Below are 26,263 nucleotides of genomic sequence, written 5' to 3'. Positions count from 1 at the left end.
ACATATTTTGAGAATATAAAACAACAATGGAGAGGCATTATTTAAAACGCTTATTGATAACGATTTTCATTTGTCTTTATGCGTGAAGATATCGTTAACAAATAGAGATCAAATTAACGAAGAAGATATAGCTTTGGCTATATTTCATGCGCAAGATAAACGCATTATATAGCCATTGCTATATATCTAACTTATTGATTTTCAACGAGTAACTTGTATATCTTTTCCAGGTCATCAATATTCTTCACCCGAATAAGCAGGCGGCGTTGTTCTAATTGCATCACCAGCACACCGTCTTCAGATAAATTCATCTCTTTAATGCGGTTATATTCTATCCACACATTGGCGAAGAAAAATCCGCGGGATTTAAAAATGATTTTCGGCGTGCGGATCCAGAAAAGATAAACAGCCATTAATGCCAGCGCACATAATAACCATGTGGTTAATATTGCACCATGTCCGGTGACGTTATTGTAAATAAGAATAGCGATGAGACCCGCGAAGATAAACGCATCCACGCGCCCGCGTCGCAGAAGGGGAAGGGAGAGCAGCGTCTCGCCGTGACGGCGGGGCATGATGAACTCGTCATAGATCGCGTAAGCCAGAAGGGCAGCAATAAATAAAACCAGTACGATGTCCGTGACAGTCATTCATCCTCCAGATAAAAAAAACCGGGGGCAAGCCCCCGGCCTATAGCATTGAAACTTACAGACCCAGCAGGCCGACAGCGTAGCCCGCGATACCGATGACGAAGAAGCCAACGATAATCCACAGCGGGTTCACTTTCTTACGCAACAGCCACATGCAGGCGAAGGTCAACAGCAGCGGTACCAGGCCAGGCATCAGCTGGTCCAGAATCGTCTGCACGGTGGTGACGCGCGTCTGACCATCCTGCCCGGTGATGGTCGATACCACCAGCGGGATGTTTACGTGCGTCCACTTGTTAACCAGCGCCCCCATGACAAACAGGCCGAGGATTGACGCCCCCTCAGTCAGTTTCTGCAGGAAGCCGCCGCCCATGTCCTTAACGATATCCACCCCTTTACGGTAGCCGTAGGCCACACCGTAATAACGGGTCAGCAGACGCACGGCGTTGAACAGGATGAAGAACAGCAGCGGGCCAAGCAGGCTGCCGCTCATCGCGATACCGGCACCCAGTGCCGCAAAGACCGGACGCACGGTACCCCAGAAGATAGGGTCACCGACACCGGCCAGCGGACCCATCAGGCCGACTTTGATACCGTTGATAGCACCATCGTCAATCTCTGCGCCGTTCGCACGCTGTTCTTCCATCGCCAGCGTTACGCCCAGTACGGGGGCCGCAACGTAAGGATGGGTGTTAAAGAATTCCAGGTGACGCTTGATCGCCTGACGGCGCGCTTCGTTGTTTTCCGGGTACAGGCGTTTGATCGCCGGTACCATGGAGAAGCAGAAGCCCAGCGCCTGCATACGTTCGAAGTTCCATGAACCCTGAAACAGGTTAGAACGGATGAACACGCCACGAATATCACCCGGAGTGAGTTTTTTCTCGGTGGTAGTTTTTGTCATATCAACCATTTCGCTCACCTGTTAGTCCAGTTCGTTATCGAGATCGTTGTTACCAGCAGCCTGCGCTGGGGCACCCGCGACGCGGTTGTATTTCGGGCTGAGCTGGATGTAGAGAATCGCCATCACCGCACCAATCACGCCCAGTGCAACCAGGTTGAAGTTGGTGAAGGCTGCGGTCACGAAGCCGAGGTAGAAGAACGGCATCAGGTAGCCTGCGCGCATCATGTTTATGACCATCGCATAACCGACAACCACGATCATACCGCCCGCGATGTTCAGACCGCCGGTGACCACTTCTGGAATGGCGTTCAGCATGCTCTGGACTTCACTGGTACCGACAGAGATCGCCACGATTACCGCCGGGATCGCGATACGCATCGCCTGCAGGAACAGGGACGAAACGTGGATCCACGACAGGGCCGTGAGGTTACCGTTTTCGGCCGCCTTATCCGCCGCGTGCTGGAAGGCAACGGTGATAGTACGAACGATGATGGTCAGAACCTGGCCTGCTGCTGCCAGCGGGATCGCCAGGGCGATACCGGCACCAATACTCTGGTGACCAGCAATAACCAGAACGGTTGAAATGATAGAGGCCAGCGCGGCATCGGGCGCAACCGCCGCGCCGATGTTCATCCAGCCCAGGGCGATCATTTCCAGGGTACCACCGATGATGATACCGGTTTTCATGTCACCCAGAACGGCCCCAATCAGCGTACAGGCCACCAGAGGGCGGTGGAACTGAAATTCATCAAGTACGGATTCCATACCCGCAATACATGCGACGACGAACACCAGCACAATCTGAAGAGTGGTAATCTCCATTGCACTTCTCCTATTACATAAGCTTTATATGAGAACCGGCGCGGGCTTATTTCCCAACTTTGCCGATCAAATCCATCATTTTCAGTTTTTGATCCGTGGAAACCTTACGGGCTTCCAGTTCAATACCGCGCGCATTCAGCTTGTTGAATGCCTCGATATCTTTCGCATCGACTGAAATGGCGTTGTTGACCTGCGTTTTGCCCTGACGGAATGCCATACCACCAATGTTCACGGAGGTGATTTTCACGCCGCCTTCAACAATGCGCTCAACGTCTGTCGGGTTAGTGAACAGGAGCATTACGCGTTCACCCGCGTATTTCGGGTTGTTGTAAACGCGGATCATCTTGGCGACATCCACGACGTGCGCGGTAACGCCAGGAGGAGCAACCTGAGTCAGGAGGGTTTTACGTACGGTATCGGCGGCAACTTCGTCGCTGACCACGATAATGCGTCGAACGTTGGTCTCTTTGGTCCAGCGCGTTGCAACCTGGCCGTGGATTAAGCGGTCATCAATACGCGCAAGGCCGATAACCATGTAATCGTTCGGGCCCATCGGTTTTGCCGGTGCCGTCGTTTTTGGTGCCGCTGCAGGCGCAGGAGCGGTTTTTTCAACCGGCTGCGCTTTCAGGGCTTTTACCCCTTCGCGACCGGTTTCAACGGCCAGTGCCACCAGCTCGTCGAACGACGGATTGTCGTCGCGCGCCATGAAGGTTTCCACCAGCATGGGAATATTCACCCCGGCGACAACTTCATAGTGCTCTTTATCGACGACAATGCGGCTGGCGGCATTGAACGGGCTGCCGCCCCATGTATCAACGAGAAACAGCACGCCTTTGCTGGTATCCAGCTTCGCGAGTTGAGCGTTGTACTTCTCTATCAGCGTCTCGGCATTTTCACCGGGAACGAAATCGATCCAGCCGACGTTTTCCTGCTCGCCCAACAGCATCTCTGCCGTTTTGAGTAGCTGCTCAGCAGCCCAACCATGTGTGCCTATGACAATAGCAATGGTCACTTGCTACCTCCTTTTATTATCATTAATACGCCTGCCAGGCAGTCGTACTGAGAATCGTATTGGCGAACCGAATCGATTCAGATAAGGGTTAGAGTTCAAAAAAACTAAGACTTCCGCGAATTATTTTAGATAGTGAAAAAATAATTTATGTGATGAAGATCCGTAATTTAGCCATGCGTTACAGATTTATCTGTAGAGTAAAGCCGCTGTGTTACAGAACTTTGCAAAGGAACGTAAATCTTTGCTAAAAACACATTGTCTCTGATATGTTTAGCCTCCGTTTAATTGTTCAGGAGTATAGGGCTACAGCCCACTATATGGACCGTCACCGACGTCAGTCATCTGCCAGGCCATTTCGCGCCTTATTCACCGGCGATCCTCGCCACGTACCGACTCTGTTTACCTCTGTTTTGCCCACGTTGAGTGGGGCACCGTTTCGTCATTCCTTTAGCAGGAGCTTGTCATGGAATTCTTAATGGACCCGTCAATCTGGGTGGGATTGCTCACGCTGGTGGTGCTGGAGATTGTTCTCGGCATTGATAACCTGGTGTTTATCGCTATCCTTGCGGACAAACTGCCGCCAAAACAGCGTGATAAAGCGCGTCTGATTGGTCTCTCGCTGGCACTGGTCATGCGACTGGGGCTGCTCTCCGTCATCTCCTGGATGGTCACGCTGACCAAACCGCTGTTCTCCGTCATGGATTACACCTTCTCCGGGCGTGATTTAATCATGCTGATCGGGGGGATATTCCTGCTTTTCAAAGCGACGACAGAGCTACATGAGCGGCTGGAAAACCGCCAGCACGATGACGGGCACGGTAAAGGCTATGCCAGCTTCTGGGTGGTAGTGCTGCAGATCGTGGTGCTTGATGCGGTCTTCTCGCTGGATGCGGTGATCACGGCGGTCGGCATGGTGAATCATCTGCCGGTAATGATGGCGGCTGTCGTTATTGCGATGGCAGTAATGCTGCTGGCCTCGAAGCCGCTGACGCGCTTCGTCAACCAGCATCCGACGGTGGTAGTCCTGTGTCTGAGCTTCCTGCTGATGATTGGCCTGAGCCTGGTGGCGGAAGGCTTTGGCTTCCATATTCCGAAAGGCTACCTGTACGCCGCGATTGGCTTCTCGATCCTGATCGAGCTTTTCAACCAGATTGCGCGCCGTAACTTTATTAAGCAGCAGTCGAATCAGCCGCTGCGCGCCCGTACCGCAGATGCCATTCTGCGCCTGATGGGCGGTCGTCGACAGGTGAACGTCCGGTCTGATTCCGAAAACCACAACCCGGTTCCGGTCCCTGAAGGGGCGTTTGTGGAACAAGAGCGCTACATGATCAACGGCGTGCTCTCCCTGGCCTCCCGTTCGCTGCGCGGCATCATGACGCCGCGCGGGGAAATCAGCTGGGTCGATGCTAACCTGAGCGTTGATGAAATTCGCCAGCAGCTGCTCTCTTCACCGCACAGCCTGTTCCCGGTGTGTCGCGGTGAGCTGGATGAGATCATCGGCGTCGTGCGGGCGAAAGAGATGCTGGTTGCCCTGGAAGAGGGCGTCAACGTAGAAGCCGTTGCCGCTGCGTCGCCTGCGATTGTCGTGCCGGAAACGCTGGATCCTATCAACCTGCTCGGGGTGCTGCGTCGCGCTCGCGGCAGCTTTGTTATCGTCACCAACGAGTTTGGCGTGGTGCAGGGGCTGGTTACGCCGCTGGACGTGCTGGAAGCGATTGCCGGTGAATTCCCGGATGCCGACGAAACGCCAGAAATTGTTGCCGACGGTGAAGGCTGGCTGGTTAAAGGTACCACCGACCTGCACGCGCTCTCGCACACGCTGGGTCTGGAAAACGTGATCAACGATGAAGAAGACATCGCGACCGTTGCCGGTCTGGTGATCGCCGTTAACGGGCAAATCCCGCGCGTCGGCGATGTGATCGAACTGGGGCCGCTGCACATTACGATCGTTGAAGCCAACGACTATCGCGTTGATATGGTTCGTATTGTTAAAGAACAATCAGCCCACGACGAAGATGAGTAAGCCGGCTTAGCGCAGCGGCATTAAGGGTACGATGTGCCCGTTATGATGCGCTGGCGGGGACGCGCTTCCCGCCAGCCACTTCGGAAAATCCCTTAGCGGCATGGGCCGCGCATAGAAAAAGCCCTGCAGGACAGGCACGCCATGGCGGCGTAAGTAACGCGCCTGCTCCTCTGTCTCGACCCCCTCAGCAACCAGTTCAATATTCAGCCGCTGGCCCAGCGCAATAATCATATCCGTCACCGTCGAGTTCACGGCGTCGGTGCCGATGGCGGTGGTAAACGACTGGTCAATTTTCAGCACGTCCGGGTGCAGCTTTTCAAGCCAGGAGAGGGAGCTGTTCCCGGTGCCAAAATCGTCGATGGCCAGCTTCACCCCTTTGCGATGCAGTTCGCGCACGATGCGATAATCCGCATCCAGCAGCGCATCCCGTTCCGTGAGTTCAATTACCAGCTGCTGGTGCGGGAAGGCGCTGAACCAGAGGCGGTTCAGGTCCTGTATCAATACCGCGTGTCGGAAATGGCTGGCGGCGACGTTGATACCGATGTGAAAACCGGCGTTGGCGGGGAAGTAGCCTATCTGGCGCACCGTTTCGGCGATGACATAGCGGGTCAGGGGGACAATCTGGTTATGTTCTTCTGCCAGAGGAATAAACACTTCCGGGGTGATCCAACCCTGACGGGGGTTATTCCAGCGCAGCAGGATCTCCACGCCGGTGCACGCCTCGGTACGGGCATTCACCAGCGGCTGGCAGAAAAGCTCAAATTCCCGCTCCGCAATCCCCATATCAATCTCCCACGTGAAGCTCATCCGGTTTGCGGTTGCCAGCCAGGCGAGATAGCCCAGCAGCAGGCTGAGCATCAGCCCCAGCGGCAGCTGGGCTGGGAGGCTTTTTAAGGCTAACTCTCCAGGGCCTGGACCGCTGACCGTAATGGTGAAAGGATTTCGGGTTGATGACTGCCGGAAAAGAGAGCCCTCCTCATCAAAGGTCAGGCTGTCGCTGACGCGTTGTCCATAGCGCAGAAAGCGATCGCCCACGGTCAGCGCCACGTCATTAATAAGCGGACGCTGGGGCTCGAGGATCATTTTGGCGATCAGATCGATATTGATGATCTCAATAACGCCAGCTTCACCGTCGTGAGAGACGGGATACCACTGGACCAATATCGGGCTATCTTTAAGCAGCCACTGGTCGGTCGATAAAATCAGCTTCGCCGTGCTGGCGGGGAGTTCTTTCAGGAAGTCGCGAACGGGGACGTTGCGGCTTCCGAAAATACTCGAGCAATACAGGATACCTTCGTTAATCAGGGCGATGGAGCGTACCGTCTGCAAAATGGCGGCCTGCTTTCGCAGCGCCAGGTGCGCCTGCGGGCAGGGCTGTCCCACCAGGGGCTGCAGCACGCTGCGGCGGTTCTCTAGAGACAGCAGAACGTTATCAAGGGCGCGAACGGTGTGGCTGGTAAAATCGAGGATCCGCTGTTGGTTAACATTGCGCTGTGAAATAAAGCGTATGCCTAACGTCAGGATGAGCGTGAGGAGCGCAACCGTGACGCAGACGATGACGCGTTTTCGGCGATAGTTTTTAATGATCGTTTGTGCAGTTTGCATGAACGGTCGCCTGATAAGCCACCAGCCACAAAAGCCGGACGCAACAGTGAAAGTGTAGTGGGGAAAGCAGAAGGAGACGAGGAAGAAGAGGGAAATTCGCCCATCCGTTGCAGATGGGCGAAAGGCAGTATTAGTCGCACTGCACCTTAATGGCCAGGCCACCGCGGGACGTTTCGCGGTATTTCGCGTTCATGTCTTTGCCCGTTTCGTACATGGTTTCAATCACCTTATCCAGCGAGACGCGAGGTTCGCTGGTACGGCGCATCGCCATACGTGAGGCGTTGATGGCTTTCACCGAGGCAATCGCGTTACGCTCGATGCACGGCACCTGAACCTGGCCCGCGACCGGGTCACAGGTCAGACCGAGGTTATGTTCCATACCGATTTCTGCCGCCACGCAAACCTGCTCAGGGCTTGCGCCCAGCAGCTCTGCCAGACCCGCCGCTGCCATGGAGCAGGCAACGCCGACTTCACCCTGACAGCCCACTTCAGCACCGGAGATGGAGGCGTTCATTTTGTACAGCGCACCGATGGCACCTGACGCCAGGAAATAGCGGATATAGATGTCCGGCGTCACGGGCTCAATAAAGTGATCGTAGTAGGCCAGCACTGCCGGAACGATACCGCAGGCACCGTTTGTTGGCGCCGTCACGACGCGGCCACCGGCGGCGTTCTCTTCGTTAACCGCCAGAGCAAACATATTCACCCAGTCGACCACGTTCATCGGGTCGTTGGAGAACTTGTCCGTGGTCACCAGCATACGGCGCAGGGCAGAAGCACGACGCGGTACGCGCAGTGGACCCGGCAGAACGCCTTCGGTGTTCATCCCGCGATCGATACAGGCGCGCATGGTTTGCCAGACGTTCGCAAAATAGTCTTCAATCTCTTTTTTGCTGTGCAGGGCCAGTTCGTTCTGCATCACCATACCGGACAGGGAAAGACCGGTCTCTTTGCAGTAGCCCAGCATCTCGGTAGCCGATTTGAACGGGTACGGTACGCTGACGTCGCCGACGCTGTCTTTGCCAAAATGCTCCTCATCCACGATGAAGCCACCGCCGATGGAGTAGTACGTTTTGCTGTAAATCTCTTTTTCACCGCTATAAGCGTGAATGGTCATGCCGTTTTCATGCAGCGGCAGGTTGTCGCTACGGAAACGCATGCCGTCATCCTGCGGGAAATCGACTTCCTGCTGGCCGTTTGCCAGCAGCAGGCGGCCGCGTGTTTCCACGTCGCGGATGAATGCCGGGATGGCATCAATATCAACGGTATCCGGCATATTGCCTGCCAGACCCATAATAATGGCGATATCGGTGTGGTGGCCTTTACCCGTTAATGACAGCGAGCCGTAAACATCCACGGCGACACGGGTAACGCTTTCCAGTAATCCTTTTTCGACCAGATCATCGACGAACTGTTTACCGGCCTTCATCGGGCCAACAGTATGGGAAGACGAAGGGCCAATTCCCACTTTGAACATGTCGAATATACTAATCACTTTCACACTCCTGACAGGGTTACCGGGGTTCCAGTAACGATGTTATAACTGCGCATAGTGTAAGAGGGAACACCAACCTCGGCTTAACTATTCACATGAATTAAACTAATGGTTAACGATGGGTTTTGCTAATATCGCGACGCAGATCGCAAACCTTGCAGAAGAGGGCGGAACGTAAAGTATAGTCAAGGCTTCAGGCCGATTTGCAACGCCAGCTCACGAATAATGCCCGCCGTCATGCCCCAGACAAAATAATGCTGATACCAGGACAACCAGACCCGATGGTCATGCCCGCGACGCTGAATATCCAACGGGTGATAACGACTCAGTCGGAGGGCTTCATCCAGCGGCATTTCAAACACCGCAGAGACTTCATCGACGCTGGCATGATACTGCAGGCCCGGCGGGATAATGCCCACCACCGGCGTGACCTGAAAACCGGTGACGCTGTCGACGGGCGGGAGCACGCCGATGACTTCCACAGCCTCCGGCGGAATGGCAACCTCTTCCTGCGCCTCCCGCAGCGCGGCGGCAATCAGCGAGGCGTCGGAGCTGTCTACGGCGCCCCCTGGAAAGGCGACCTGACCCGCGTGCTTGCGTAAATGGGGAGAACGCTGGGTGAGCAGCAGGCCAGGCTGCGCGCGTCGCACGACCGGTATCAGCACGGCCGCCTGTCGCTGATTCAGCGCCTCGCGGTTGACCTGCGGTCGTAATAGCTGAAAGCGAGATAAAAAGTCATCCAGCGTCAGGTTCTCTTTTTCCACCCGTGATTACTCCAGTTGTTTCAGGATACGGTTAACTTTATCAAAGGTTTCCTGATATTCCGCATCGACCTGGCTGTCGGCGACAATGCCGCCCCCGGCCGAACAGTAAAGATTTCCGTCGCAGGCGGTCAGCGTGCGAATGGTAATGCTGGTATCCAGCGTGCCGCACAGGCTGATGTAGCCAATGCTGCCGCACCAGGCGTTGCGGCGGTGCGGTTCCAGCTCATCAATGATCTCCATCGCCCGCACCTTTGGCGCGCCGGTGATGGAGCCTCCCGGGAACGCTGCGCGCAGAAGATCGCAGGCGGTGCTGGATGCTGGCAGCGTCGCGGTGATGGTACTGACCAGATGATGCACGGCCGGGAAAGGTTCGACGACAAACAGTTCCGGCACGCGCACGCTGCCCGGAACGGCCACCCGGCCAATGTCGTTACGCATCAGATCGACAATCATCAGGTTCTCTGCGCGGTCTTTCGGCGAGGCGGCCAGCTTTTCCGCCTGCTGGCGATCGGCGTCGGGATCGGCAAGACGCGGCAGGGTGCCTTTGATTGGACGGGTTTGAATCGTGCCCTCGGCCAGATGAATAAAGCGCTCGGGCGACAGGCTGAGTATGGCCCCCTGTTCCAGACGGACAAACGCGCTGAACGGCGCCTTATTGCTGGCATTCAGACGGGTAAACGCCTGCCACTCATCCCCCTGATAGGTCGCCTGGAAGCGCTGCGCAAGGTTGACCTGGTAGCAGTCACCGCTATGCAGATACGCCTGAACGCGCGAGAATTTTTCGGCATACTCCGCTGCGCTCATATTTGAGCGCCAGCCGGAGGTCAGCGTGAACGTCTGTACCGGTGCAGGCTGCTGCGCCTCAAGCCACGCCAGGCGCGCCTGCACGTCATGATGGCTCAGCAGGGAAACCGTTTTTTTCTGGTGATCAACAATTAACGCCCAGTCATACAGCCCCACGGCCATGTCTGGAAGGGAAATATCAGCCTGCGCATGCTCCGGCAGCGTTTCGAAACGACGACCCAGATCGTAACCAAACAGGCCCAGCGCGCCCCCCTGAAAAGGGAGGTCCGGGTTCGGCGTGGCAGATAAGCCCAGCGCGTTAATGGCTTGCTGAAGCTGCACCAGCGGATCGTCCGTTAACGACTGGTCTTCGGTTGTCAGCGTCTTGAGCGGATCGGCCACCAGAATATCGAAGCGGCTATAGGGATGGTCCGCATGTCCGGAATGCAGCAGCATCGCAAACGGAAGATGGCTCAGGCGGGCAAACCAGAATTCAGCGGCGTCTGCACGCCAGGGCAAGGTAATAACAGTGGGGAAGCGCATGTTCATGTGTGGCATACTACCGGGCAGCGTGAAATAATTAGCGCGAATAATTTAGCAGGAGTTGACGATGTTTGCAGGTTTACCTTCTCTTAGTCATGACCAACAGCAGAAAGCGGTTGAACGCATTCAGGAACTGATGTCCCAGGGGATGAGCAGCGGAGAGGCGATTACCGTTGTCGCTCAGGAGATTCGCGCCAGTCATACCGGCGAGCGGATTGTGGCGCGATTCGAAGATGAAGATGAAGACGAGTAACCGGGCTTAAACCGCCGCGATAATCTTGATCTCAACCTTATACTCCGGTTTCATCAGCGTGGCCTGTACGGTGCAGCGTACAGGCGCGTGACCCGCCACCACCCATGCATCCCAGGCTTTGTTCATCGCCGCGAAATCGTCTTTGTTTGCCAGGAAAATCGTCGCATCCAGAATGCGGGATTTGTCGCTGCCCTGTTTTTCCAGTACCGCATCAATCTGCGCCAGGGTGTTCGCCGTCTGCTCGAACGCATCCGCGTCCAGATTAGCCGGTACGCCGGTGTAGTAGAGCGTCTGGTTATGGATCACCACATCAGACCAGCGGGCTTCGGCATCAATGCGCACAATTGTCATAAACGTTTCCTCGTTATTTTTCGTCGTCAGGCGGAAAGACTGCCATATTGTTCTGCTGCCGTCACTATTTGGGGTGGCACATGAAAGGATGGGCTGACATAATCCCTGTGCAAAAATACAGTGAGAGAGCACCGTGGCAGACGATTTTTCCCCTGAAGGTCAATTAGCGCAGGCTATCCCCGGCTTCAAACCCCGTGAGCCTCAGCGTCAGATGGCGCACGCCGTGGCACGCGCCATCGATAAGGCTCAGCCGCTGGTGGTCGAAGCCGGAACCGGCACGGGTAAAACCTATGCTTACCTTGCTCCGGCGCTGCGCGCGAAAAAGAAGGTGATTATTTCCACCGGATCGAAGGCGCTGCAGGATCAGCTCTACAGCCGCGATTTGCCTACGGTGGCTAAAGCGCTGAAATACAAGGGGCGTCTCGCCTTGCTGAAGGGGCGCTCCAACTATCTCTGCCTGGAACGTCTTGAGCAGCAGGCGCTGGCGGGCGGCGACCTGCCGGTGCAAACCCTCAGCGACGTCATTGTCCTGCGCGCCTGGGCGAACCAAACCGAAGAGGGTGATATCAGCACCTGCGCGAGCGTGCCGGAAGACTCCCCGGCCTGGCCGCTGGTGACCAGCACCAACGACAACTGTCTCGGCAGCGACTGTCCGCTGTATAAAGACTGCTTTGTGGTGAAAGCGCGCAAAACGGCGATGGATGCCGATGTGGTGGTGGTCAACCACCATCTGTTCCTCGCGGATATGGTCGTCAAGGACAGCGGTTTCGGCGAGCTGATCCCGGAGGCGGACGTAATGATCTTCGACGAAGCCCACCAGCTTCCGGACATCGCTAGCCAGTATTTCGGCCAGTCGCTTTCCAGCCGCCAGCTGCAGGATCTGGCGAAAGATTTCACCATTGCTTACCGCACCGAACTCAAAGATACCCAGCAGCTGCAGAAGTGCGCTGACCGTCTGGCCCAAAGCGCGCAGGATTTCCGCTTACAGCTCGGCGAGCCGGGCTATCGCGGTAACCTGCGCGAGCTGCTGGCGGACAAAAACATCCAGCGCGCGCTGCTGCTGCTCGATGATGCCCTGGAACTCTGCTACGACGTGGCAAAACTGTCCCTCGGCCGTTCCGCGCTGCTGGATGCGGCCTTCGAACGCGCCACGCTCTATCGCGGGCGGCTCAAACGGCTGAAAGAGATTAACCAGCCGGGGTTCAGCTACTGGTATGAGTGCACCTCGCGGCACTTCACGCTGGCGCTCACGCCGCTGACGGTGGCGGATAAATTTAAAGAGGTGATGGCGCAAAAGCCGGGAAGCTGGATCTTCACCTCGGCAACCCTGTCGGTGAATGACGATCTGCATCACTTCACGGAACGTCTTGGCATTGAGGAGGCGGAATCGCTGCTCCTGCCCAGCCCGTTCGATTACGAAAAACAGGCGCTGCTCTGCGTTCCCCGTAATCTGCCGTTGCCGAACCAGCCGGGTGCGGCGCGCCATCTGGCCGCGATGTTAAAACCGATGATCGAGGCCAACAACGGCCGCTGCTTCATGCTCTGCACCTCTCACGCCATGATGCGTGACCTCGCCGAGCAGTTCCGCGCCACCATGACCTTACCGGTGCTGCTGCAGGGCGAAACCAGCAAAGGCCAGCTGCTGCAGCAGTTTGTCAGCGCCGGGAATGCCCTGCTGGTAGCGACCAGCAGCTTCTGGGAAGGGGTCGACGTGCGGGGCGATACGCTCTCGCTGGTGATCATTGATAAGCTGCCGTTTACCTCCCCGGACGATCCGCTGCTGAAAGCGCGCATGGAAGACTGCCGCCTGCGCGGGGGCGATCCGTTTGACGAGGTACAGCTGCCGGACGCGGTGATTACCCTCAAGCAGGGGGTAGGGCGATTGATCCGCGACGTTACCGATCGCGGGGTGCTGGTCATTTGCGATAACCGGCTGGTGATGCGTCCTTACGGGGCAACCTTCCTTGCCAGCCTGCCGCCCGCGCCCAGGACGCGGGACATAAAACGCGCGGTGCGCTTCCTGGCAAACCCAACGGCGGAGTAATTTACCCCGGAGTGTGCTAAGATGCGCGCCATTTTGTGACTGACCCTTGCGAGAGCGCGACGACTCATGCGAATTCTGGCTATAGATACCGCAACAGAGGCTTGCTCTGTTGCTCTGTTGAACAACGATGCTGTTTCTGCTCATTTCGAAGAGTGCCCACGGGAACACACCCAGCGCATTCTGCCCCTGGTAAAAGCCATTTTAACCCAGGGCAACACCTCCTTAACCGACCTCGACGCGCTGGCCTTTGGCCGTGGTCCCGGCAGCTTTACGGGCGTACGTATCGGGATTGGCATTGCGCAGGGGCTGGCGCTGGGCGCTGAACTGCCGATGATTGGCGTCTCTACCCTCGCCACCATGGCGCAGGGCGCATGGCGCATGACCGGGGCAACGCGCGTGCTGGCCGCAATAGATGCCCGCATGGGCGAAGTCTACTGGGCCGAATACACCCGCGACGAGCAGGGCGTGTGGCACGGTGAAGAGACGGAAGCCGTGCTTAAGCCGGAAGCGGTCACTGAGCGACTGCAACAGCTCTCCGGTGAGTGGGCGACCGTCGGCACCGGCTGGCCGGCGTGGCCGGAGATGGCGAGCGGCACCGGCGTGACGCTGGTGGACGGCAACATGCTGCTGCCGGCTGCGGAAGATATGCTTCCAATAGCCTGCCAGCTGCTCGCAGCAGGAAAAACCGTTGCCGTTGAACACGCGGAGCCGGTTTATTTGCGAAACACCGTTGCGTGGAAGAAACTTCCGGGCCGCGAGTGAATCTCAGTAACAGGAACTGAGAAAAAGGAGTCGCATCATGGCGGTTCAGACTAAAGTAGTACGCCTTATTATGGCAGGCGCGGTTGCCATAGCACTGAGCGGATGCGTTTCCGTTCCTGATGCGATTAAGGGCAGCAGCCCTACGCCACAGGACGATCTGGTTCGGGTGATGAATGCGCCTGAGCTGTACGTCGGCCAGGAAGCGCGCTTTGGCGGTAAGGTCATCGACGTACAAAACCAGCAGGGGAAAACCCGTCTGGAGATCGCGACCGTTCCGCTGGACAGCGGCGCGCGGCCGGTACTGGGTGAGGCCTCCCGCGGGCGTATCTATGCGGACGTCAGTGGTTTCCTCGATCCAGTCGATTTTCGCGGACAGCTGGTGACCGTCGTCGGGCCGATTACCGGCGCCGTGCAGGGAAAAATCGGCAGCACGCCGTATAAATTTATGACTATGCAGGTCAACGGGTATAAACGCTGGCGGCTGGCACAGCAGGTGATCATGCCGCCTCAGCCGATGGATCCGTGGATGTGGGGTCCACATCCTTATCGTTACGGCTACCCGGGCTGGGGTTGGTACAACCCGGGTCCTGCACAGGTTCAGACGATCGTTACTGAGTAACTTACTGTTATTGTTAGAAAAGAGACAGCGGCTCAGCCGCTGTCTCTGTTTTTTTACGGATAAAACGAAAAAAAAGAGTGACGCGCTTCGCAACCTTAAATCTGAACAATTAATAAACTGGTACGCTGAGTTAATATAATGTTAACAAACTGTTTATTATCGGGGTTGTGATGACGACGAACACTCATTTCAGAGGTGATGCATTGAAGAAGGTTTGGCTTAACCGTTATCCTGCAGATGTTCCTGCTGAGATCAATCCTGACCGTTATCAATCCCTGGTGGAATTATTTGAACACTCGGTAAGGCGCTACGCGGACCAGCCCGCATTCGTGAATATGGGCGAGGTTATGACGTTCCGTAAGCTTGAGGAGCGTAGCCGGGCGTTTGCGGCGTATCTTCAGGAAGGGCTGGGGCTGCAAAAAGGGGACCGCGTCGCGCTGATGATGCCGAACCTGCTGCAATACCCGGTGGCGTTGTTCGGTATCCTGCGAGCCGGGATGATTGTCGTCAACGTCAACCCATTGTACACCCCGCGCGAGCTGGAGCATCAGCTGAACGACAGCGGCGCGGCCGCGATCGTCATTGTGTCCAACTTCGCCCATACGCTGGAAAAAGTGGTCGACAAAACCCAGGTTAAACACGTCATCCTGACGCGCATGGGGGATCAGCTCTCCACCGCCAAAGGCACGCTGGTTAACTTTGTCGTCAAATACGTCAAACGTCTGGTGCCAAAATACCACCTGCCGGACGCCATCTCCTTCCGCCGCGCGCTGCATGCGGGCTACCGTATGCAATACGTCAAGCCGGAAGTGGTGTCAGAAGATCTGGCCTTCCTGCAGTATACCGGTGGCACCACCGGCGTGGCGAAAGGCGCGATGCTGACGCACCGGAACATGCTGGCGAACCTTGAGCAGGTAAACGCCACCTACGGGCCGCTGCTGCATCCGGGCAAAGAGGTGGTGATCACCGCGCTTCCGCTGTATCACATCTTTGCGCTGACCATGAACTGCCTGCTGTTTATTGAGCTGGGTGGTCAGAACATCCTCATCACCAACCCGCGCGATATCCCTGGCCTGGTGAAAGAGCTGGCGAAATATCCGTTCACCGCCATGACCGGGGTGAACACCCTGTTCAACGCGCTGCTTAATAACAAAGAGTTCCAGCAGCTGGATTTCTCCTCGCTGCATCTCTCTGCGGGCGGCGGCATGCCGGTTCAGCAGGCGGTCGCCGAGCGCTGGGTGAAGCTCACCGGTCAGTATTTGCTGGAAGGTTATGGACTGACGGAATGTGCTCCGCTGGTCAGCGTTAACCCGCATGATATCGACTATCACAGTGGAAGCATTGGTCTGCCGGTTCCTTCCACAGAGGCCAAACTGGTCGATGATAACGATAACGAAGTCGCGCCGGGCGAGCCGGGCGAGCTGTGCGTTAAAGGTCCGCAGGTGATGCTGGGCTACTGGCAGCGCCCCGATGCGACCGACGAAATCATTAAAGACGGCTGGCTGCACACCGGTGATATCGCGGTGATGGATGACGAGGGCTTCCTGCGCATCGTCGATCGCAAGAAAGACATGATCCTGGTCTCCGGCTTCAACGTCTATCCGAATGAGATCGAAGACGTAGTGATGCAGCACAGCGGCGTGCTCGAAGTGGCGGCCGTCGGCGTCCCTTCCGGCAGCAGCGGTGAAGCGGTCAAGATATTTGTGGTCAAGAAAGACGCTTCACTCACGGAGGAGGAGCTGGTAACGTTCTGCCGTCGTCAGCTGACGGGCTACAAGGTGCCGAAACTGGTTGAATTCCGCGATGAGCTGCCGAAATCCAACGTCGGAAAGATATTACGACGAGAATTACGTGACGAAGCCCGTGGCAAAGTAGACAATAAGGCCTGAGCTTCACGTTAATCGCCCAGACGCCGGTTAAGCCGGCGTTTTTTATGGGCGCAAACAAAAGAGAATCCGATTTGAATTACCAGATGATCACGACCAACGACGAGCTGGCTTCGCTGTGCGAAGTGACGCGCGACTTTCCTGCCATTGCCCTGGATACCGAGTTTGTCCGTACCCGGACCTATTATCCGCAGCTGGGTTTGATTCAGATGTACGACGGTAAACACGTCTCCCTGATCGACCCTCTCGGCATTACCGACTGGACGCCGATGCGTGATCTGCTGCTCGATACCGCCGTGACGAAATACCTGCACGCAGGCAGTGAAGATCTGGAAGTCTTTCTGAACACTTTTGGCATCATGCCCCAGCCGCTGATTGACACGCAGATCCTCGCGGCATTCAGCAATCGTCCGCTCTCATGGGGCTTTGCTGCCATGGTGGAGGAGTATACGGGCCTGACGCTGGATAAAAGTGAATCCCGTACCGACTGGCTGGCGCGTCCGCTAACCGAGCGTCAGCTGGAGTATGCGGCGGCAGACGTGTTTTACCTGCTGCCGATTGCCGGACAGCTGATGAAAGAGGCAGAAGCTTCTGGTTGGCTGTCTGCGGCGCTCGACGAGTGTCGTATGACCCAGCAGCGCCGCCAGGAAGTGGTCGACCCGAAAGAGGCCTGGCGCGATATCAGCAACGCCTGGCAGCTGCGTACGCGTCAGCTGGCGTGCCTGCAGCTGCTGGCAGACTGGCGCTTGCGTAAAGCACGCGAGCGCGATCTGGCCGTTAACTTTGTGGTTCGCGAAGAACATCTCTGGGCGGTCGCGCGCTATATGCCGGGCAGCCTGGGCGAGCTGGACAGCATTGGGCTTTCGGGCAGCGAGATCCGCTTCCACGGCAAAACCCTGCTGGCGCTGGTCGCAAAAGCGCAGGAGTTACCGGAAGATGCGCTGCCGGAACCGCTGTTGAACCTGATGGATATGCCGGGCTATCGCAAAGCGTTTAAGGACATTAAAGCGCTGGTGCAGGACGTTGCGGCGGAAAGCAAGCTGGGCGCGGAACTGCTCGCTTCACGTCGTCAGATTAACCAGCTGCTGAACTGGCACTGGAAGCTGAAGCCGCAGAGTGGCGTGCCGGAAATGATGGCGGGATGGCGCGGGAAATTGATGGCCGATCGCCTGAATACGCTGCTGGAAGGTTATCCGCGATAAAAAATATGCCGGGCGATATACCCGGCATATTCCCCCGGTGGCGCTGCGCTTACCGGGGCTACGACATCAAAAACCTACGGACGCGACTCTTCCGCTTCCGGGAGCGTCACGTTCAGCTCCAGAATCGAAATATCCCCGTCTTTTTGTTCCAGCTGCACCGTGACCATCTCCGGGTCAATCTGCACGTACTTACAGATCACTTCCAGGATGTCCTTGCGCAGCTGCGGCAGGTAGTGAGGCTCGGCGTCGCTACGACGACGCTCCGCAACGATAATTTGCAGACGTTCTTTTGCGATGTTGGCGGTGTTCTTTTTCCGCGAGAGAAAAAAGTCCAGTAATGCCATAACTTATCCTCCGAACAGGCGTTTGAGGAAACCTTTCTTCTCTTCTTCAATGAAGCGGAAAGGACGTTCTTCTCCCAGCAGACGGTCAACGGTATCGGCGTAAGCTTTACCTGCATCTGCCAATGTATCAAGGATCACTGGCTCGCCCTGGTTAGACGCGCGTAACACGGACTGATCTTCCGGGATAACGCCCACCAGCTTAATGCGCAGGATCTCCAGCACGTCTTCCATGCTCAGCATGTCACCTTTGTTCACGCGGCCCGGATTGTAGCGGGTGAGCAGCAGGTGTTCTTTAATCGGGTCTTCGCCATTTTCCGCACGACGGGATTTAGACGCGAGGATCCCCAGAATGCGGTCTGAGTCACGCACGGATGAAACTTCAGGGTTGGTGGTGATGATTGCTTCATCAGCGAAGTACAGCGCCATCAGGGCACCGGTTTCGATGCCGGCAGGGGAGTCGCAGACAATGAAGTCGAACTCCATTTTTTTCAGCTCGTCGAGCACCTTTTCCACCCCTTCACGGGTCAGGGCGTCTTTGTCACGCGTCTGAGAAGCCGGAAGAATGTAGAGGTTGTCGGTGCGCTTGTCTTTAATCATCGCCTGGTTCAGCGTGGCATCGCCCTGAATGACGTTCACGAAGTCATACACGACGCGACGCTCACATCCCATGATGAGGTCGAGGTTACGCAGACCGATATCGAAGTCGATAACGATGGTTTTCTTTCCCTTCTGGGCCAAACCAGTAGCGATGGCCGCGCTGGAGGTGGTCTTGCCAACGCCTCCTTTACCCGAAGTAACAACAATAATGCGTGCCATAGAAATTCCTTGTTAAAAAGGGATCAATTCAACGGTTGAACGGTCAACGCGTCGTCTGCCAGAAGCAGGCGAGCCGCTTTGCCATAAAATTCGGCTGGGATCTTATCGCTCAGCCAATATTCACCTGCGATGGACACCAGTTCCGCCGTCAGGTGAGTACAAAATATTTGCGCATCTCGATCGCCACTTGCACCTGCGAGCGCACGTCCACGCATCATACCGTATACGTGAATATTGCCATCTGCAATCAGCTCAGCGCCAGCACTGACGTGGCTTGTAACAATCAGATCACAGTTTGGTGCATAAATGCGCTGACCGGAACGAACCGGCACATCAATCATTCGCGTTTTTGTGACGGTAGTAACGTTTTGTACCGCAGGAGGGGGCGTTTGCACGGCAACGGGTGCCGCACGCGAGGCTTTTTCTTTGCCCTCATTCAGAAGAGGCAGCCCCGCACGCTCAATTTCCGCTTTCAGCTCAGTATCTTTGCAGCCGCTGATGCCCACGATACGCAGTCCGGTCGAGGAGACGGCCTGCTGGAGAAGCTTCCAGTTAACCGGAGCCTCAAGACCGCTGACGTTGATAACAACAGGGGCGTGCTTCAGAAAGGCGGGAGCCTGGGCGATTTTGTCTTCTAACGCCTGACGAATAACCTCGGGTTTTGCATCATGCAAATGTACCACTGATAAGGTGAAGCTACTGCCTTTAAGCTCGATGGGCGTGTTTGACATCCTGGCCTTACTCAATTTGCTATTAACCGCAACCACTCGCTGCGATATTCCGAAGAGTATCAGGCATGTTATAGTCAGGAGTATATTGAGGCAAGCAACCACCCATTAATTCAGAGTAAAAACATGTTTTGTGTGATCTACAGAAGTACAAGCCGTGACCAGACCTATCTTTATGTCGAAAAGAAAGACGATTTTTCACGCGTGCCTGACGAATTAATGAAGAACTTTGGCCGACCACAGCTGGCGATGCTGCTGCCGCTTGATGGTCGTAAGAAACTGATTAATGCCGATCTGGATAAAGTGAAAACGGCCTTAGCCGAGCAAGGCTATTATTTACAGCTTCCACCGCCACCCGAGAATTTATTAAAACAGCATCTTGAGGCGAACGGTAAAAAATAGTCTCAACTGTTTTTGGGCACAACACATCAACCGTTTAGGGGTCGACCATGTATCAACATCATAACTGGCAAGGTGCATTACTGGATTATCCCGTCAGCAAAGTGGTTTGCGTGGGCAGCAACTATGCAAAACATATTCAGGAGATGGGCAGCGCGACGCCAGAAGAGCCGGTCCTGTTCATTAAGCCTGAAACGGCGCTTTGTGATATCCGCCAGCCGCTGGCGCTGCCGCAGGGGCTGGGCTCGGTGCATCACGAAGTTGAGCTCGCCGTGCTGATCGGCGCGACGCTGCGCCAGGCCTCAGAAGAACATGTTCAGAAAGCGATTGCCGGTTACGGCGTGGCGCTGGATCTCACGCTGCGTGACGTGCAGGGCAAAATGAAGAAAGCAGGGCAGCCGTGGGAAAAGGCCAAAGGGTTTGATAATTCCTGCCCCATCTCGGCGTTTGTGCCGGTGAGCGAATTTACCGGCGATCCGCAGGACACCCCGCTTAGCCTGAAGATTAACGGCGAAATCCGCCAGCAGGGCACCACCGCGGACATGATCCACAAGATTGTGCCCCTGATCGCCTACATGAGCCGCTTCTTTACCCTGAAACCGGGCGATGTGATCCTGACCGGAACCCCAGAAGGTGTTGGCCCGCTGCTCAGCGGTGACGAGCTTGAGGTCGGTTTTAACGGCCTGTCGCTGAAAACCCGCGTGCTGTAACCCCATCTTGCCGCCTGAAGAGGGCGGCAAAACTTGCAACAACGTGCCAGACTCGTTATAAGGTGCGCTTTCTTTTGACGTGTGGACATCCTGATGAACGACATCCCTTTCTGGCAAAGCAAAACTCTCGACGACATGACTGACGCGGAATGGGAATCATTGTGCGACGGCTGCGGGCAGTGCTGCCTGCACAAGCTGATGGATGAAGATACGGACGAAATCTACTTCACCAACGTTGCCTGCAAGCAGCTAAACATTAAAACCTGCCAGTGCCGCAACTATGAGCGCCGGTTTGAATTTGAGCCGGACTGCATCAAGCTAACCCGGGATAATCTGCCGACGTTTGAATGGCTGCCGCATACCTGCGCGTATCGCCTGCTGGCGGAAGGGAAAGGTCTGCCTGACTGGCATCCGCTGTTAACCGGTTCAAAAGCGGCGATGCACGGCGAGCGTATCTCCGTGCGCCACATTGCGGTGAAAGAGTCCGAGGTGCGTGACTGGGAAGACCACATCATGAACCACCCAACCCGTTGAGATTAAAAAACCCGCCGAGGCGGGTTTTTTATTGTGTTTGTGCGGCCTGATGCCCTCACCCCAACCCTCTCCCACGGGAGAGGGCGCAAACACTAAAAACGGCAACCGAGGTTGCCGTTTTGCTTTTACCTTCCAAAAAGATCGCGTTTCTTCGGTTTGAACGGCTGGGCGATCAGCACCAGCAGCGCCACGACGAAGTAGGCGGCAAAAATGCCCACCAGCCACTGCGGCATCTCCAGCGTCAGGAATTCCCACTGACGAACGGAGCAGTCACCGGATGCGACAAACACCTGCGGCAGCCATTTGTCCAGCGGCAGCCAGGTCGGGAAGCGGGCGGCAAAATCACAGGTCATAAACGGTGACGGATGCAATTGCATCATGGTGTGCTGCCAGGAGAGTTCAATCCCTTTCCAGGCGCTGTAGATCCAGATGGCAATACCGGCATAGCGAAGCGGCGATTTTGGGGCAATTGCGCCGACCAGGCCCGCACCCATGATGCCGAACAGCGCGCAGCGTTCATAAATACAAAGCACGCAAGGTTTCAGTCCCATTACATGCTGGAACCACAGCGCGACCATTTCCAGCGCAAAGGCGGTCAGGGCCATTAACAACCACGCTCCGCGACCGCGGGAGCACTGGTTTAAAAATCTCAACATAATCATTTCCCTGGAACATGCTTAGAAAGCGCAGTGTAAACGAATTCGTTTTTCGCGCCACCTGTACCTGACGAAATAAAACGTAATTGGATGTTTATCGTGCGAAAAGGCAAACGGGCAGCGAACTGCCCGAGATGCATAGTTTACTGCGCCGCAAGTATACCCGCTTGTATCAACCATTGCGTACAGGGAATAAGGGTAATTTTGACGCAAAGCAATCCCACGATCGTCAGCACCAGCGTGTAGGGCAGCGCCATCCAGACCATCCTGCCATAAGAAAGTCGTATGAGTGGCGCGAGGGCGGAGGTCAGCAGGAACAGGAAGGCGGCCTGGCCATTTGGCGTCGCCACCGACGGCAGGTTGGTGCCGGTATTGATTGCCACGGCCAGCAGCTCAAACTGTCCGGCGCTGATGACGCCTTGCTCCATCGCGGCTTTAGCCTCGTTGATGTAAACCGTCCCGACGAAGACGTTATCTGAGATCGACGAGAGCAGGCCGTTAAACAGATAAAACAGCGACAGCTGAGCATCCGGTGACGCCCGTAATACAAAGGCAATGATCGGCGCGAACAGGTGCTGGTCGATAATCACGGCCACGACGGCAAAGAACACCGCCAGCAGGGCGGTAAACGGCAGGGCTTCGGTAAACGCCTTGCCGATGGCATGTTCGTCCGTCACGCCGGTAAAGGTGGTGGCGAGAATAATGACCGACAGGCCAATCAGCCCCACTTCGGCAAGATGGAACGCCAGCGCCGCGATAAGCCAGACGCCGATGATCCCCTGCGCAATCAGCCGTAGCGTCTCCTGGCGCGTGCGCTGGCGTCGGCTTTGCAGATCGAATTTATGCAGCTCCTGACGAACCGGCTCAGGGAGCTGCGCCCCGTAGCCAAAGAGGCGAAACTTCTCCACCAGCAGACAGGTCGCCAGACCGCAGAACAGCACCGGTACGCTCACCGGCGCCATTCTCAGGAAGAACTCACCGAAGTGCCAGCCCGCCGCTTTGGCAATGATCAGGTTTTGCGGCTCGCCGACCATGGTCATCACGCCCCCCAGCGCGGTACCGACGCCAGCATGCATCATCAGGCTGCGCAGGAAGGCGCGAAACTGTTCCAGTACGTCACGATTATGCGCATCGACGTGGCTGTCATCCTGCAAATCCTCACCCGGGCGAGAGGAGGCCACGCGGTGATAAATACCGTAAAAGCCAACCGCTACGCTTATCACCACCGCGACGACCGTCAGCGCATCCAGGAAGGCCGACAGGAAGGCGGCCGCCAGGCAAAACGCCAGCGAGAGGAACATTTTTGACGGAATGCTGAGCAGCAGGCGCGTGAAGATAAACAGCAGCAGCTGTTTCATGAAGTAGATGCCTGCCACCATAAAGATCAGCAGCAGTAGCACTTCGAGATTTGACGCCAGCTCTGCTTTGACGTGCTCGGCGCTGGTCATGCCGATCACGACGGCCTCAAACGCCAGCAATCCGCCCGGCAGCAGGGGATAACATTTCAGCGCCATGGCCAGGGTGAAGATAAACTCCGCCACCAGCAGCCACCCGGCAATGAACGGGTTTACGCTAAAGAGGAGGGGGTTAACGACCAGGAACACCAGAAGTATAAGTTTGTACCAGTCCGGAGACTGGCCTAAAAAGTTGCGCCACAGCGCGCGCCCAAAAGAAATTTCCACGACAGACGTCCTTCCCCGTCAAGTAAAACAAAACATCAGTATACGCAAAAATCGCGGCCTGGAGGCGAATAAGGCTGTATTGTAAATTTCACAAAAATGAAACGGCGATCCCTCTTTTCTCTCTTTGCCGTGCTACCTGCCACTGCCTGCCTCTGGTATGATGAGTCCAATTTGCTAAAGCTGTGTAATGGAAATCTCACTATGGTCATTAAGGCGCAGAGCCCGGCGGGTTTCGCGGAAGAGTACATCATTGAAAGCATCTGGAATAATCGTTTCCCTGCGGGGTCCATCCTTCCGGCTGAACGCGAACTCTCTGAACTGATTGGCGTCACTCGCACCACGCTGCGTGAAGTGCTCCAGCGGCTGGCGCGCGATGGCTGGCTGACGATCCAGCACGGTAAACCTACGAAAGTGAACAACTTCTGGGAAACGTCCGGGCTGAACATTCTTGAAACGCTGGCGCGTCTCGACCATGAAAGCGTGCCGCAGCTCATTGATAATCTGCTCTCCGTTCGCACCAACATCGCGACGATCTTTATTCGTACCGCTTTCCGTCAGCATCCGGAAGACGCCCTTGCGGTGCTGGCCAGCGCGAACGAGGTGGAAGATCATGCCGATTCCTTTGCCACCCTCGATTACAACGTGTTTCGCGGCCTGGCGTTTGCCTCCGGCAACCCGGTGTACGGCCTGATCCTCAACGGTATGAAAGGGCTTTACACCCGCATCGGCCGCCACTACTTTGCCAACCCGGAAGCGCGTAGCCTGGCGCTGGGCTTCTACCATAAGCTGAGCAAGCTCTGTACCGAAGGCCTGCACGATCAGGTTTATGAGACGGTGCGCCGCTACGGTCATGATTCCGGTGAAATCTGGCACCGTATGCAGAAAACCCTGCCGGGTGATTTAGCGATTCAGACCCGCTAAAAGAAAAAACCTCTCCTATGAGAGGTTTTTTTTCGTCGGGTGGCGGCTGCGCCTTACCCGACCTACGGGTCTTGTAGGCCCGGTAAGCGTAGCGCCACCGGGCAAAAAAAGCGGCACTACAGCGTATTCAACCGCGCCGGGCAGCGTTCCAGCAGCTCGACGCTCCCGTCTTCATTCTGCTGCTCCAGCTGCACGTCAAAGCCCCACAGGCGATGCACATGCTTCAGCACCTCTTTACGCCCTTTATCCAGCGGCGCCCGATTGTGCGGGATATAACGCAGCGTCAGGGAGCGGTCACCGCGCAAATCGACGTTCCAGACCTGAATATTCGGTTCAAGATTGCTCAGGTTGTACTGGGAAGAGAGGCGAGAGCGGATCTCACGGTACCCCTCTTCGTTATGGATCGCGGAAATCTCCAGATAGTTGTTGCGGTCGTCGTCCAGCACGGTGAAGAAGCGGAAGTCACGCATGATCTTCGGCGACATAAACTGGCTGATGAAGCTCTCATCCTTAAAGTCGCGCATCGCAAAGTGCAGCGTTTCCAGCCAGTCGGAACCGGCGATATCCGGGAACCAGTACTTGTCTTCTTCCGTCGGCGACTGGCAGATACGCTTAATATCCTGGAACATGGCAAAACCAAGCGCATACGGGTTTATTCCGCTGTACCACGGGCTGTTGTAGGGCGGCTGGAACACCACGTTGGTATGGCTGTGGAGGAATTCCATCATGAACCGCTCGGTAACTTTCCCCTCGTCGTACAGATGGTTAAGAATGGTGTAGTGCCAGAAGGTCGCCCAGCCTTCGTTCATGACCTGCGTCTGCTTTTGCGGGTAGAAATACTGGCTCACCTTGCGCACGATACGCAGGATCTCACGCTGCCACGGCTCCAGCAGCGGGGCGTTCTTCTCCATAAAATAGAGCAGGTTTTCCTGCGGCTCGGACGGATAGCGACGCGCTTCGGCGATCGTTTTTTCCTCTTCACGCTTCGGCAGGGTACGCCACAGCATGTTCACCTGGCTTTGCAGGTACTCTTCGCGGCTTTTCTGCCGGGCCTTCTCCTCCTGCAAAGAGATTTTCTGCGGGCGTTTATAGCGATCCACGCCGTAGTTCATCAGCGCATGGCAGGAGTCGAGCAGTTTTTCCACTTCGTCCACGCCGTAGCGCTCTTCGCAGTCGGTAATGTATTTACGGGCGAAGATCAGGTAATCGACGATGGAGCTGGCATCCGTCCAGCTGCGGAACAGGTAGTTATTCTTGAAAAATGAGTTGTGCCCGTAGCAGGCGTGCGCCATCACCAGCGCCTGCATGGTAATGGTGTTCTCTTCCATTAAATAGGCGATGCACGGATTGGAGTTAATGACAATCTCATACGCCAGCCCCTGCTGGCCGTGCTTATACAGCCGCTCGGTTTCAATAAATTTTTTACCAAACGACCAGTGCGGATAGTTAATCGGCATCCCGACGCTGGAGTAGGCGTCCATCATCTGTTCGGACGTAATGACTTCAATCTGATGGGGATAGGTATCCAGACGATACAGCTTTGCGACCCGGTCGATTTCGGCGAGGTAAACATCCAGCAGCTCGAAGGTCCAGTCGGGTCCATCGCTCAGACGTGTGTTGTCCTTGTTCAGGGAATCAATAGTAGCCATTAGCGCGCCCTCGTTGTGGGTGCTCTCTCTGTCTGGAGAGCCTCCTTTCAAGCATAGATCAACGTGTTAAAAAGCGTGCTGGGGCAGAAATTTTTTCTTTGCGATTTCGCGT

27 protein-coding genes are annotated in these 26,263 nt (G+C 55.9%); 12 read left to right on the top strand and 15 right to left on the bottom strand.

The genetic code is table 11. The features are described 5' to 3' along the window. Positions 1–191 precede the first annotated feature (191 nt). Genes AB8846_RS14625 through manX form a run of 4 tightly spaced genes read right to left on the bottom strand, consistent with a single transcriptional unit; the run spans position 192 to position 3,382 of the window. Positions 192–650, bottom strand: a complete 459-nt coding sequence (locus AB8846_RS14625) for a DUF986 family protein (protein ID WP_370733017.1) — start codon at positions 648–650, stop codon at positions 192–194. Positions 651–705: 55 nt separating this feature from the next. Next, positions 706–1,557, bottom strand: coding sequence for a PTS mannose transporter subunit IID (locus tag AB8846_RS14620; RefSeq protein ID WP_006810994.1), 852 nt, complete (start codon positions 1,555–1,557; stop codon positions 706–708). 12 nt (positions 1,558–1,569) lie between these two features. Next, positions 1,570–2,370, bottom strand: a complete 801-nt coding sequence (gene manY, locus AB8846_RS14615; RefSeq protein WP_008500490.1) for a PTS mannose transporter subunit IIC — start codon at positions 2,368–2,370, stop codon at positions 1,570–1,572. Positions 2,371–2,416: 46 nt separating this feature from the next. After that, positions 2,417–3,382 (bottom strand): PTS mannose transporter subunit IIAB, encoded by a 966-nt coding sequence (manX, locus tag AB8846_RS14610; protein ID WP_370733016.1) that lies wholly within the window; start codon positions 3,380–3,382, stop codon positions 2,417–2,419. A gap of 266 nt (positions 3,383–3,648) precedes the next feature. On the opposite strand from manX, the gene AB8846_RS14605 reads away from it, so the two are divergent. Beyond that, on the top strand, positions 3,649–3,858 hold the full coding sequence (locus tag AB8846_RS14605) for a hypothetical protein (protein WP_071787466.1): 210 nt from the start codon (positions 3,649–3,651) through the stop codon (positions 3,856–3,858). Next, positions 3,846–5,405, top strand: a complete 1,560-nt coding sequence (gene yoaE, locus AB8846_RS14600; RefSeq protein WP_370733015.1) for a CNNM family cation transport protein YoaE — start codon at positions 3,846–3,848, stop codon at positions 5,403–5,405. The genes AB8846_RS14605 and yoaE overlap by 13 nt, the downstream gene beginning before the upstream one ends. Positions 5,406–5,411: 6 nt before the next feature. Here yoaE and AB8846_RS14595 read toward each other — a convergent pair whose 3' ends face one another. The 4 genes from AB8846_RS14595 to pabB all read right to left on the bottom strand — a co-directional run bounded on the left by AB8846_RS14595 (position 5,412) and on the right by pabB (position 10,601). After that, on the bottom strand, positions 5,412–7,010 hold the full coding sequence (locus AB8846_RS14595; protein ID WP_370733014.1) for an EAL domain-containing protein: 1,599 nt from the start codon (positions 7,008–7,010) through the stop codon (positions 5,412–5,414). Positions 7,011–7,140: 130 nt separating this feature from the next. Beyond that, positions 7,141–8,505: an L-serine ammonia-lyase gene (sdaA, locus tag AB8846_RS14590; RefSeq protein WP_370733013.1), complete on the bottom strand. Its 1,365-nt coding sequence runs from the start codon at positions 8,503–8,505 to the stop codon at positions 7,141–7,143. Between the two features lie 185 nt (positions 8,506–8,690). Beyond that, the gene (locus AB8846_RS14585) at positions 8,691–9,269 is read right to left on the bottom strand and encodes a CoA pyrophosphatase (RefSeq protein WP_047652298.1); all 579 of its coding nucleotides are present in this window, start codon (positions 9,267–9,269) and stop codon (positions 8,691–8,693) included. 6 nt (positions 9,270–9,275) lie between these two features. Then, the gene (gene pabB, locus AB8846_RS14580) at positions 9,276–10,601 is read right to left on the bottom strand and encodes an aminodeoxychorismate synthase component 1 (RefSeq protein ID WP_370733069.1); all 1,326 of its coding nucleotides are present in this window, start codon (positions 10,599–10,601) and stop codon (positions 9,276–9,278) included. 61 nt (positions 10,602–10,662) lie between these two features. Here pabB and AB8846_RS14575 point away from each other — a divergent pair, with 61 nt between their 5' ends. Continuing rightward, the gene (locus AB8846_RS14575; protein ID WP_370733011.1) at positions 10,663–10,848 is read left to right on the top strand and encodes a YoaH family protein; all 186 of its coding nucleotides are present in this window, start codon (positions 10,663–10,665) and stop codon (positions 10,846–10,848) included. Between the two features lie 6 nt (positions 10,849–10,854). Here AB8846_RS14575 and AB8846_RS14570 read toward each other — a convergent pair whose 3' ends face one another. After that, positions 10,855–11,199 (bottom strand): RidA family protein, encoded by a 345-nt coding sequence (locus AB8846_RS14570; protein WP_008500498.1) that lies wholly within the window; start codon positions 11,197–11,199, stop codon positions 10,855–10,857. 133 nt (positions 11,200–11,332) lie between these two features. Between AB8846_RS14570 and AB8846_RS14565 the strand changes: the two genes are divergently transcribed. The 5 genes from AB8846_RS14565 (at position 11,333) to rnd (ending at position 17,712) form a co-directional block, all read left to right on the top strand. After that, the gene (locus AB8846_RS14565; RefSeq protein WP_370733010.1) at positions 11,333–13,243 is read left to right on the top strand and encodes an ATP-dependent DNA helicase; all 1,911 of its coding nucleotides are present in this window, start codon (positions 11,333–11,335) and stop codon (positions 13,241–13,243) included. A 66-nt stretch (positions 13,244–13,309) separates the two neighbouring features. Continuing rightward, positions 13,310–14,005 (top strand): tRNA (adenosine(37)-N6)-threonylcarbamoyltransferase complex dimerization subunit type 1 TsaB, encoded by a 696-nt coding sequence (gene tsaB, locus AB8846_RS14560; protein WP_063143826.1) that lies wholly within the window; start codon positions 13,310–13,312, stop codon positions 14,003–14,005. A 37-nt stretch (positions 14,006–14,042) separates the two neighbouring features. Next, positions 14,043–14,624: a Slp family lipoprotein gene (locus tag AB8846_RS14555; protein ID WP_063143827.1), complete on the top strand. Its 582-nt coding sequence runs from the start codon at positions 14,043–14,045 to the stop codon at positions 14,622–14,624. Positions 14,625–14,827: 203 nt separating this feature from the next. Continuing rightward, entirely contained in the window at positions 14,828–16,513 is a 1,686-nt protein-coding gene (fadD, locus tag AB8846_RS14550) for a long-chain-fatty-acid--CoA ligase FadD (RefSeq protein WP_331412056.1), read from the top strand. A 71-nt stretch (positions 16,514–16,584) separates the two neighbouring features. Further along, complete coding sequence (rnd, locus tag AB8846_RS14545; RefSeq protein WP_159515647.1) at positions 16,585–17,712, top strand: ribonuclease D; 1,128 nt, start codon at positions 16,585–16,587, stop codon at positions 17,710–17,712. Between the two features lie 74 nt (positions 17,713–17,786). Here rnd and minE read toward each other — a convergent pair whose 3' ends face one another. The 3 genes from minE to minC are packed head-to-tail and all read right to left on the bottom strand — an operon-like array spanning position 17,787 to position 19,603. Beyond that, positions 17,787–18,056 carry a cell division topological specificity factor MinE gene (minE, locus tag AB8846_RS14540; protein WP_008500504.1) on the bottom strand — a complete coding sequence of 90 codons (270 nt, stop codon included), beginning with the start codon at positions 18,054–18,056 and terminating at the stop codon, positions 17,787–17,789. A gap of 3 nt (positions 18,057–18,059) precedes the next feature. Next, the gene (gene minD, locus AB8846_RS14535) at positions 18,060–18,872 is read right to left on the bottom strand and encodes a septum site-determining protein MinD (protein WP_063143830.1); all 813 of its coding nucleotides are present in this window, start codon (positions 18,870–18,872) and stop codon (positions 18,060–18,062) included. A gap of 23 nt (positions 18,873–18,895) precedes the next feature. Beyond that, positions 18,896–19,603, bottom strand: coding sequence for a septum site-determining protein MinC (gene minC, locus AB8846_RS14530; protein WP_023312186.1), 708 nt, complete (start codon positions 19,601–19,603; stop codon positions 18,896–18,898). Positions 19,604–19,726: 123 nt separating this feature from the next. Between minC and AB8846_RS14525 the strand changes: the two genes are divergently transcribed. From AB8846_RS14525 to AB8846_RS14515, 3 genes are all read left to right on the top strand, one after another. Then, a complete protein-coding gene (locus tag AB8846_RS14525; RefSeq protein ID WP_032658474.1) occupies positions 19,727–20,002 on the top strand; it encodes a YcgL domain-containing protein in 276 nt (91 codons plus the stop codon). Positions 20,003–20,049: 47 nt separating this feature from the next. Further along, positions 20,050–20,709, top strand: a complete 660-nt coding sequence (locus AB8846_RS14520) for a fumarylacetoacetate hydrolase family protein (RefSeq protein ID WP_032658472.1) — start codon at positions 20,050–20,052, stop codon at positions 20,707–20,709. Between the two features lie 93 nt (positions 20,710–20,802). Next, a complete protein-coding gene (locus AB8846_RS14515) occupies positions 20,803–21,243 on the top strand; it encodes a YcgN family cysteine cluster protein (RefSeq protein WP_024909872.1) in 441 nt (146 codons plus the stop codon). 125 nt (positions 21,244–21,368) lie between these two features. On the opposite strand, the gene dsbB is transcribed toward AB8846_RS14515, so the two are convergent. Both dsbB and nhaB read right to left on the bottom strand, forming a co-directional pair. Then, a complete protein-coding gene (gene dsbB, locus AB8846_RS14510; RefSeq protein WP_063143832.1) occupies positions 21,369–21,899 on the bottom strand; it encodes a disulfide bond formation protein DsbB in 531 nt (176 codons plus the stop codon). Positions 21,900–22,042: 143 nt separating this feature from the next. Then, entirely contained in the window at positions 22,043–23,581 is a 1,539-nt protein-coding gene (nhaB, locus tag AB8846_RS14505; RefSeq protein ID WP_370733009.1) for a Na(+)/H(+) antiporter NhaB, read from the bottom strand. 201 nt (positions 23,582–23,782) lie between these two features. Here nhaB and fadR point away from each other — a divergent pair, with 201 nt between their 5' ends. After that, the gene (gene fadR, locus AB8846_RS14500) at positions 23,783–24,502 is read left to right on the top strand and encodes a fatty acid metabolism transcriptional regulator FadR (RefSeq protein ID WP_063143834.1); all 720 of its coding nucleotides are present in this window, start codon (positions 23,783–23,785) and stop codon (positions 24,500–24,502) included. A 116-nt stretch (positions 24,503–24,618) separates the two neighbouring features. On the opposite strand, the gene AB8846_RS14495 is transcribed toward fadR, so the two are convergent. Beyond that, positions 24,619–26,151, bottom strand: a complete 1,533-nt coding sequence (locus tag AB8846_RS14495) for a SpoVR family protein (protein WP_023293929.1) — start codon at positions 26,149–26,151, stop codon at positions 24,619–24,621. Positions 26,152–26,263: the final 112 nt, after the last annotated feature.

Origin of the sequence: Enterobacter sp. KB-221C9 (genome assembly GCF_041320715.1) — a bacterium.
GTDB lineage: Bacteria > Pseudomonadota > Gammaproteobacteria > Enterobacterales > Enterobacteriaceae > Enterobacter > Enterobacter asburiae_D.
Note: the sequence above shows the minus strand (reverse complement) of the source record. Positions and strands in the feature narration are given on the sequence as shown.

Coding starts and splice junctions, on each gene's coding strand:
- AB8846_RS14625 (WP_370733017.1), bottom strand. CDS start 650: ATGACTGTCACGGACATCGTACTGGTTTTATTTATTGCTGCCCTTCTG.
- AB8846_RS14620 (WP_006810994.1), bottom strand. CDS start 1,557: ATGGTTGATATGACAAAAACTACCACCGAGAAAAAACTCACTCCGGGT.
- manY (WP_008500490.1), bottom strand. CDS start 2,370: ATGGAGATTACCACTCTTCAGATTGTGCTGGTGTTCGTCGTCGCATGT.
- AB8846_RS14605 (WP_071787466.1), top strand. CDS start 3,649: ATGTTTAGCCTCCGTTTAATTGTTCAGGAGTATAGGGCTACAGCCCAC.
- yoaE (WP_370733015.1), top strand. CDS start 3,846: ATGGAATTCTTAATGGACCCGTCAATCTGGGTGGGATTGCTCACGCTG.
- AB8846_RS14595 (WP_370733014.1), bottom strand. CDS start 7,010: ATGCAAACTGCACAAACGATCATTAAAAACTATCGCCGAAAACGCGTC.
- pabB (WP_370733069.1), bottom strand. CDS start 10,601: ATGAACATGCGCTTCCCCACTGTTATTACCTTGCCCTGGCGTGCAGAC.
- AB8846_RS14575 (WP_370733011.1), top strand. CDS start 10,663: ATGTTTGCAGGTTTACCTTCTCTTAGTCATGACCAACAGCAGAAAGCG.
- AB8846_RS14570 (WP_008500498.1), bottom strand. CDS start 11,199: ATGACAATTGTGCGCATTGATGCCGAAGCCCGCTGGTCTGATGTGGTG.
- tsaB (WP_063143826.1), top strand. CDS start 13,310: ATGCGAATTCTGGCTATAGATACCGCAACAGAGGCTTGCTCTGTTGCT.
- AB8846_RS14555 (WP_063143827.1), top strand. CDS start 14,043: ATGGCGGTTCAGACTAAAGTAGTACGCCTTATTATGGCAGGCGCGGTT.
- minE (WP_008500504.1), bottom strand. CDS start 18,056: ATGGCATTACTGGACTTTTTTCTCTCGCGGAAAAAGAACACCGCCAAC.
- minD (WP_063143830.1), bottom strand. CDS start 18,872: ATGGCACGCATTATTGTTGTTACTTCGGGTAAAGGAGGCGTTGGCAAG.
- minC (WP_023312186.1), bottom strand. CDS start 19,603: ATGTCAAACACGCCCATCGAGCTTAAAGGCAGTAGCTTCACCTTATCA.
- AB8846_RS14525 (WP_032658474.1), top strand. CDS start 19,727: ATGTTTTGTGTGATCTACAGAAGTACAAGCCGTGACCAGACCTATCTT.
- AB8846_RS14520 (WP_032658472.1), top strand. CDS start 20,050: ATGTATCAACATCATAACTGGCAAGGTGCATTACTGGATTATCCCGTC.
- AB8846_RS14515 (WP_024909872.1), top strand. CDS start 20,803: ATGAACGACATCCCTTTCTGGCAAAGCAAAACTCTCGACGACATGACT.
- dsbB (WP_063143832.1), bottom strand. CDS start 21,899: ATGTTGAGATTTTTAAACCAGTGCTCCCGCGGTCGCGGAGCGTGGTTG.
- fadR (WP_063143834.1), top strand. CDS start 23,783: ATGGTCATTAAGGCGCAGAGCCCGGCGGGTTTCGCGGAAGAGTACATC.
- AB8846_RS14495 (WP_023293929.1), bottom strand. CDS start 26,151: ATGGCTACTATTGATTCCCTGAACAAGGACAACACACGTCTGAGCGAT.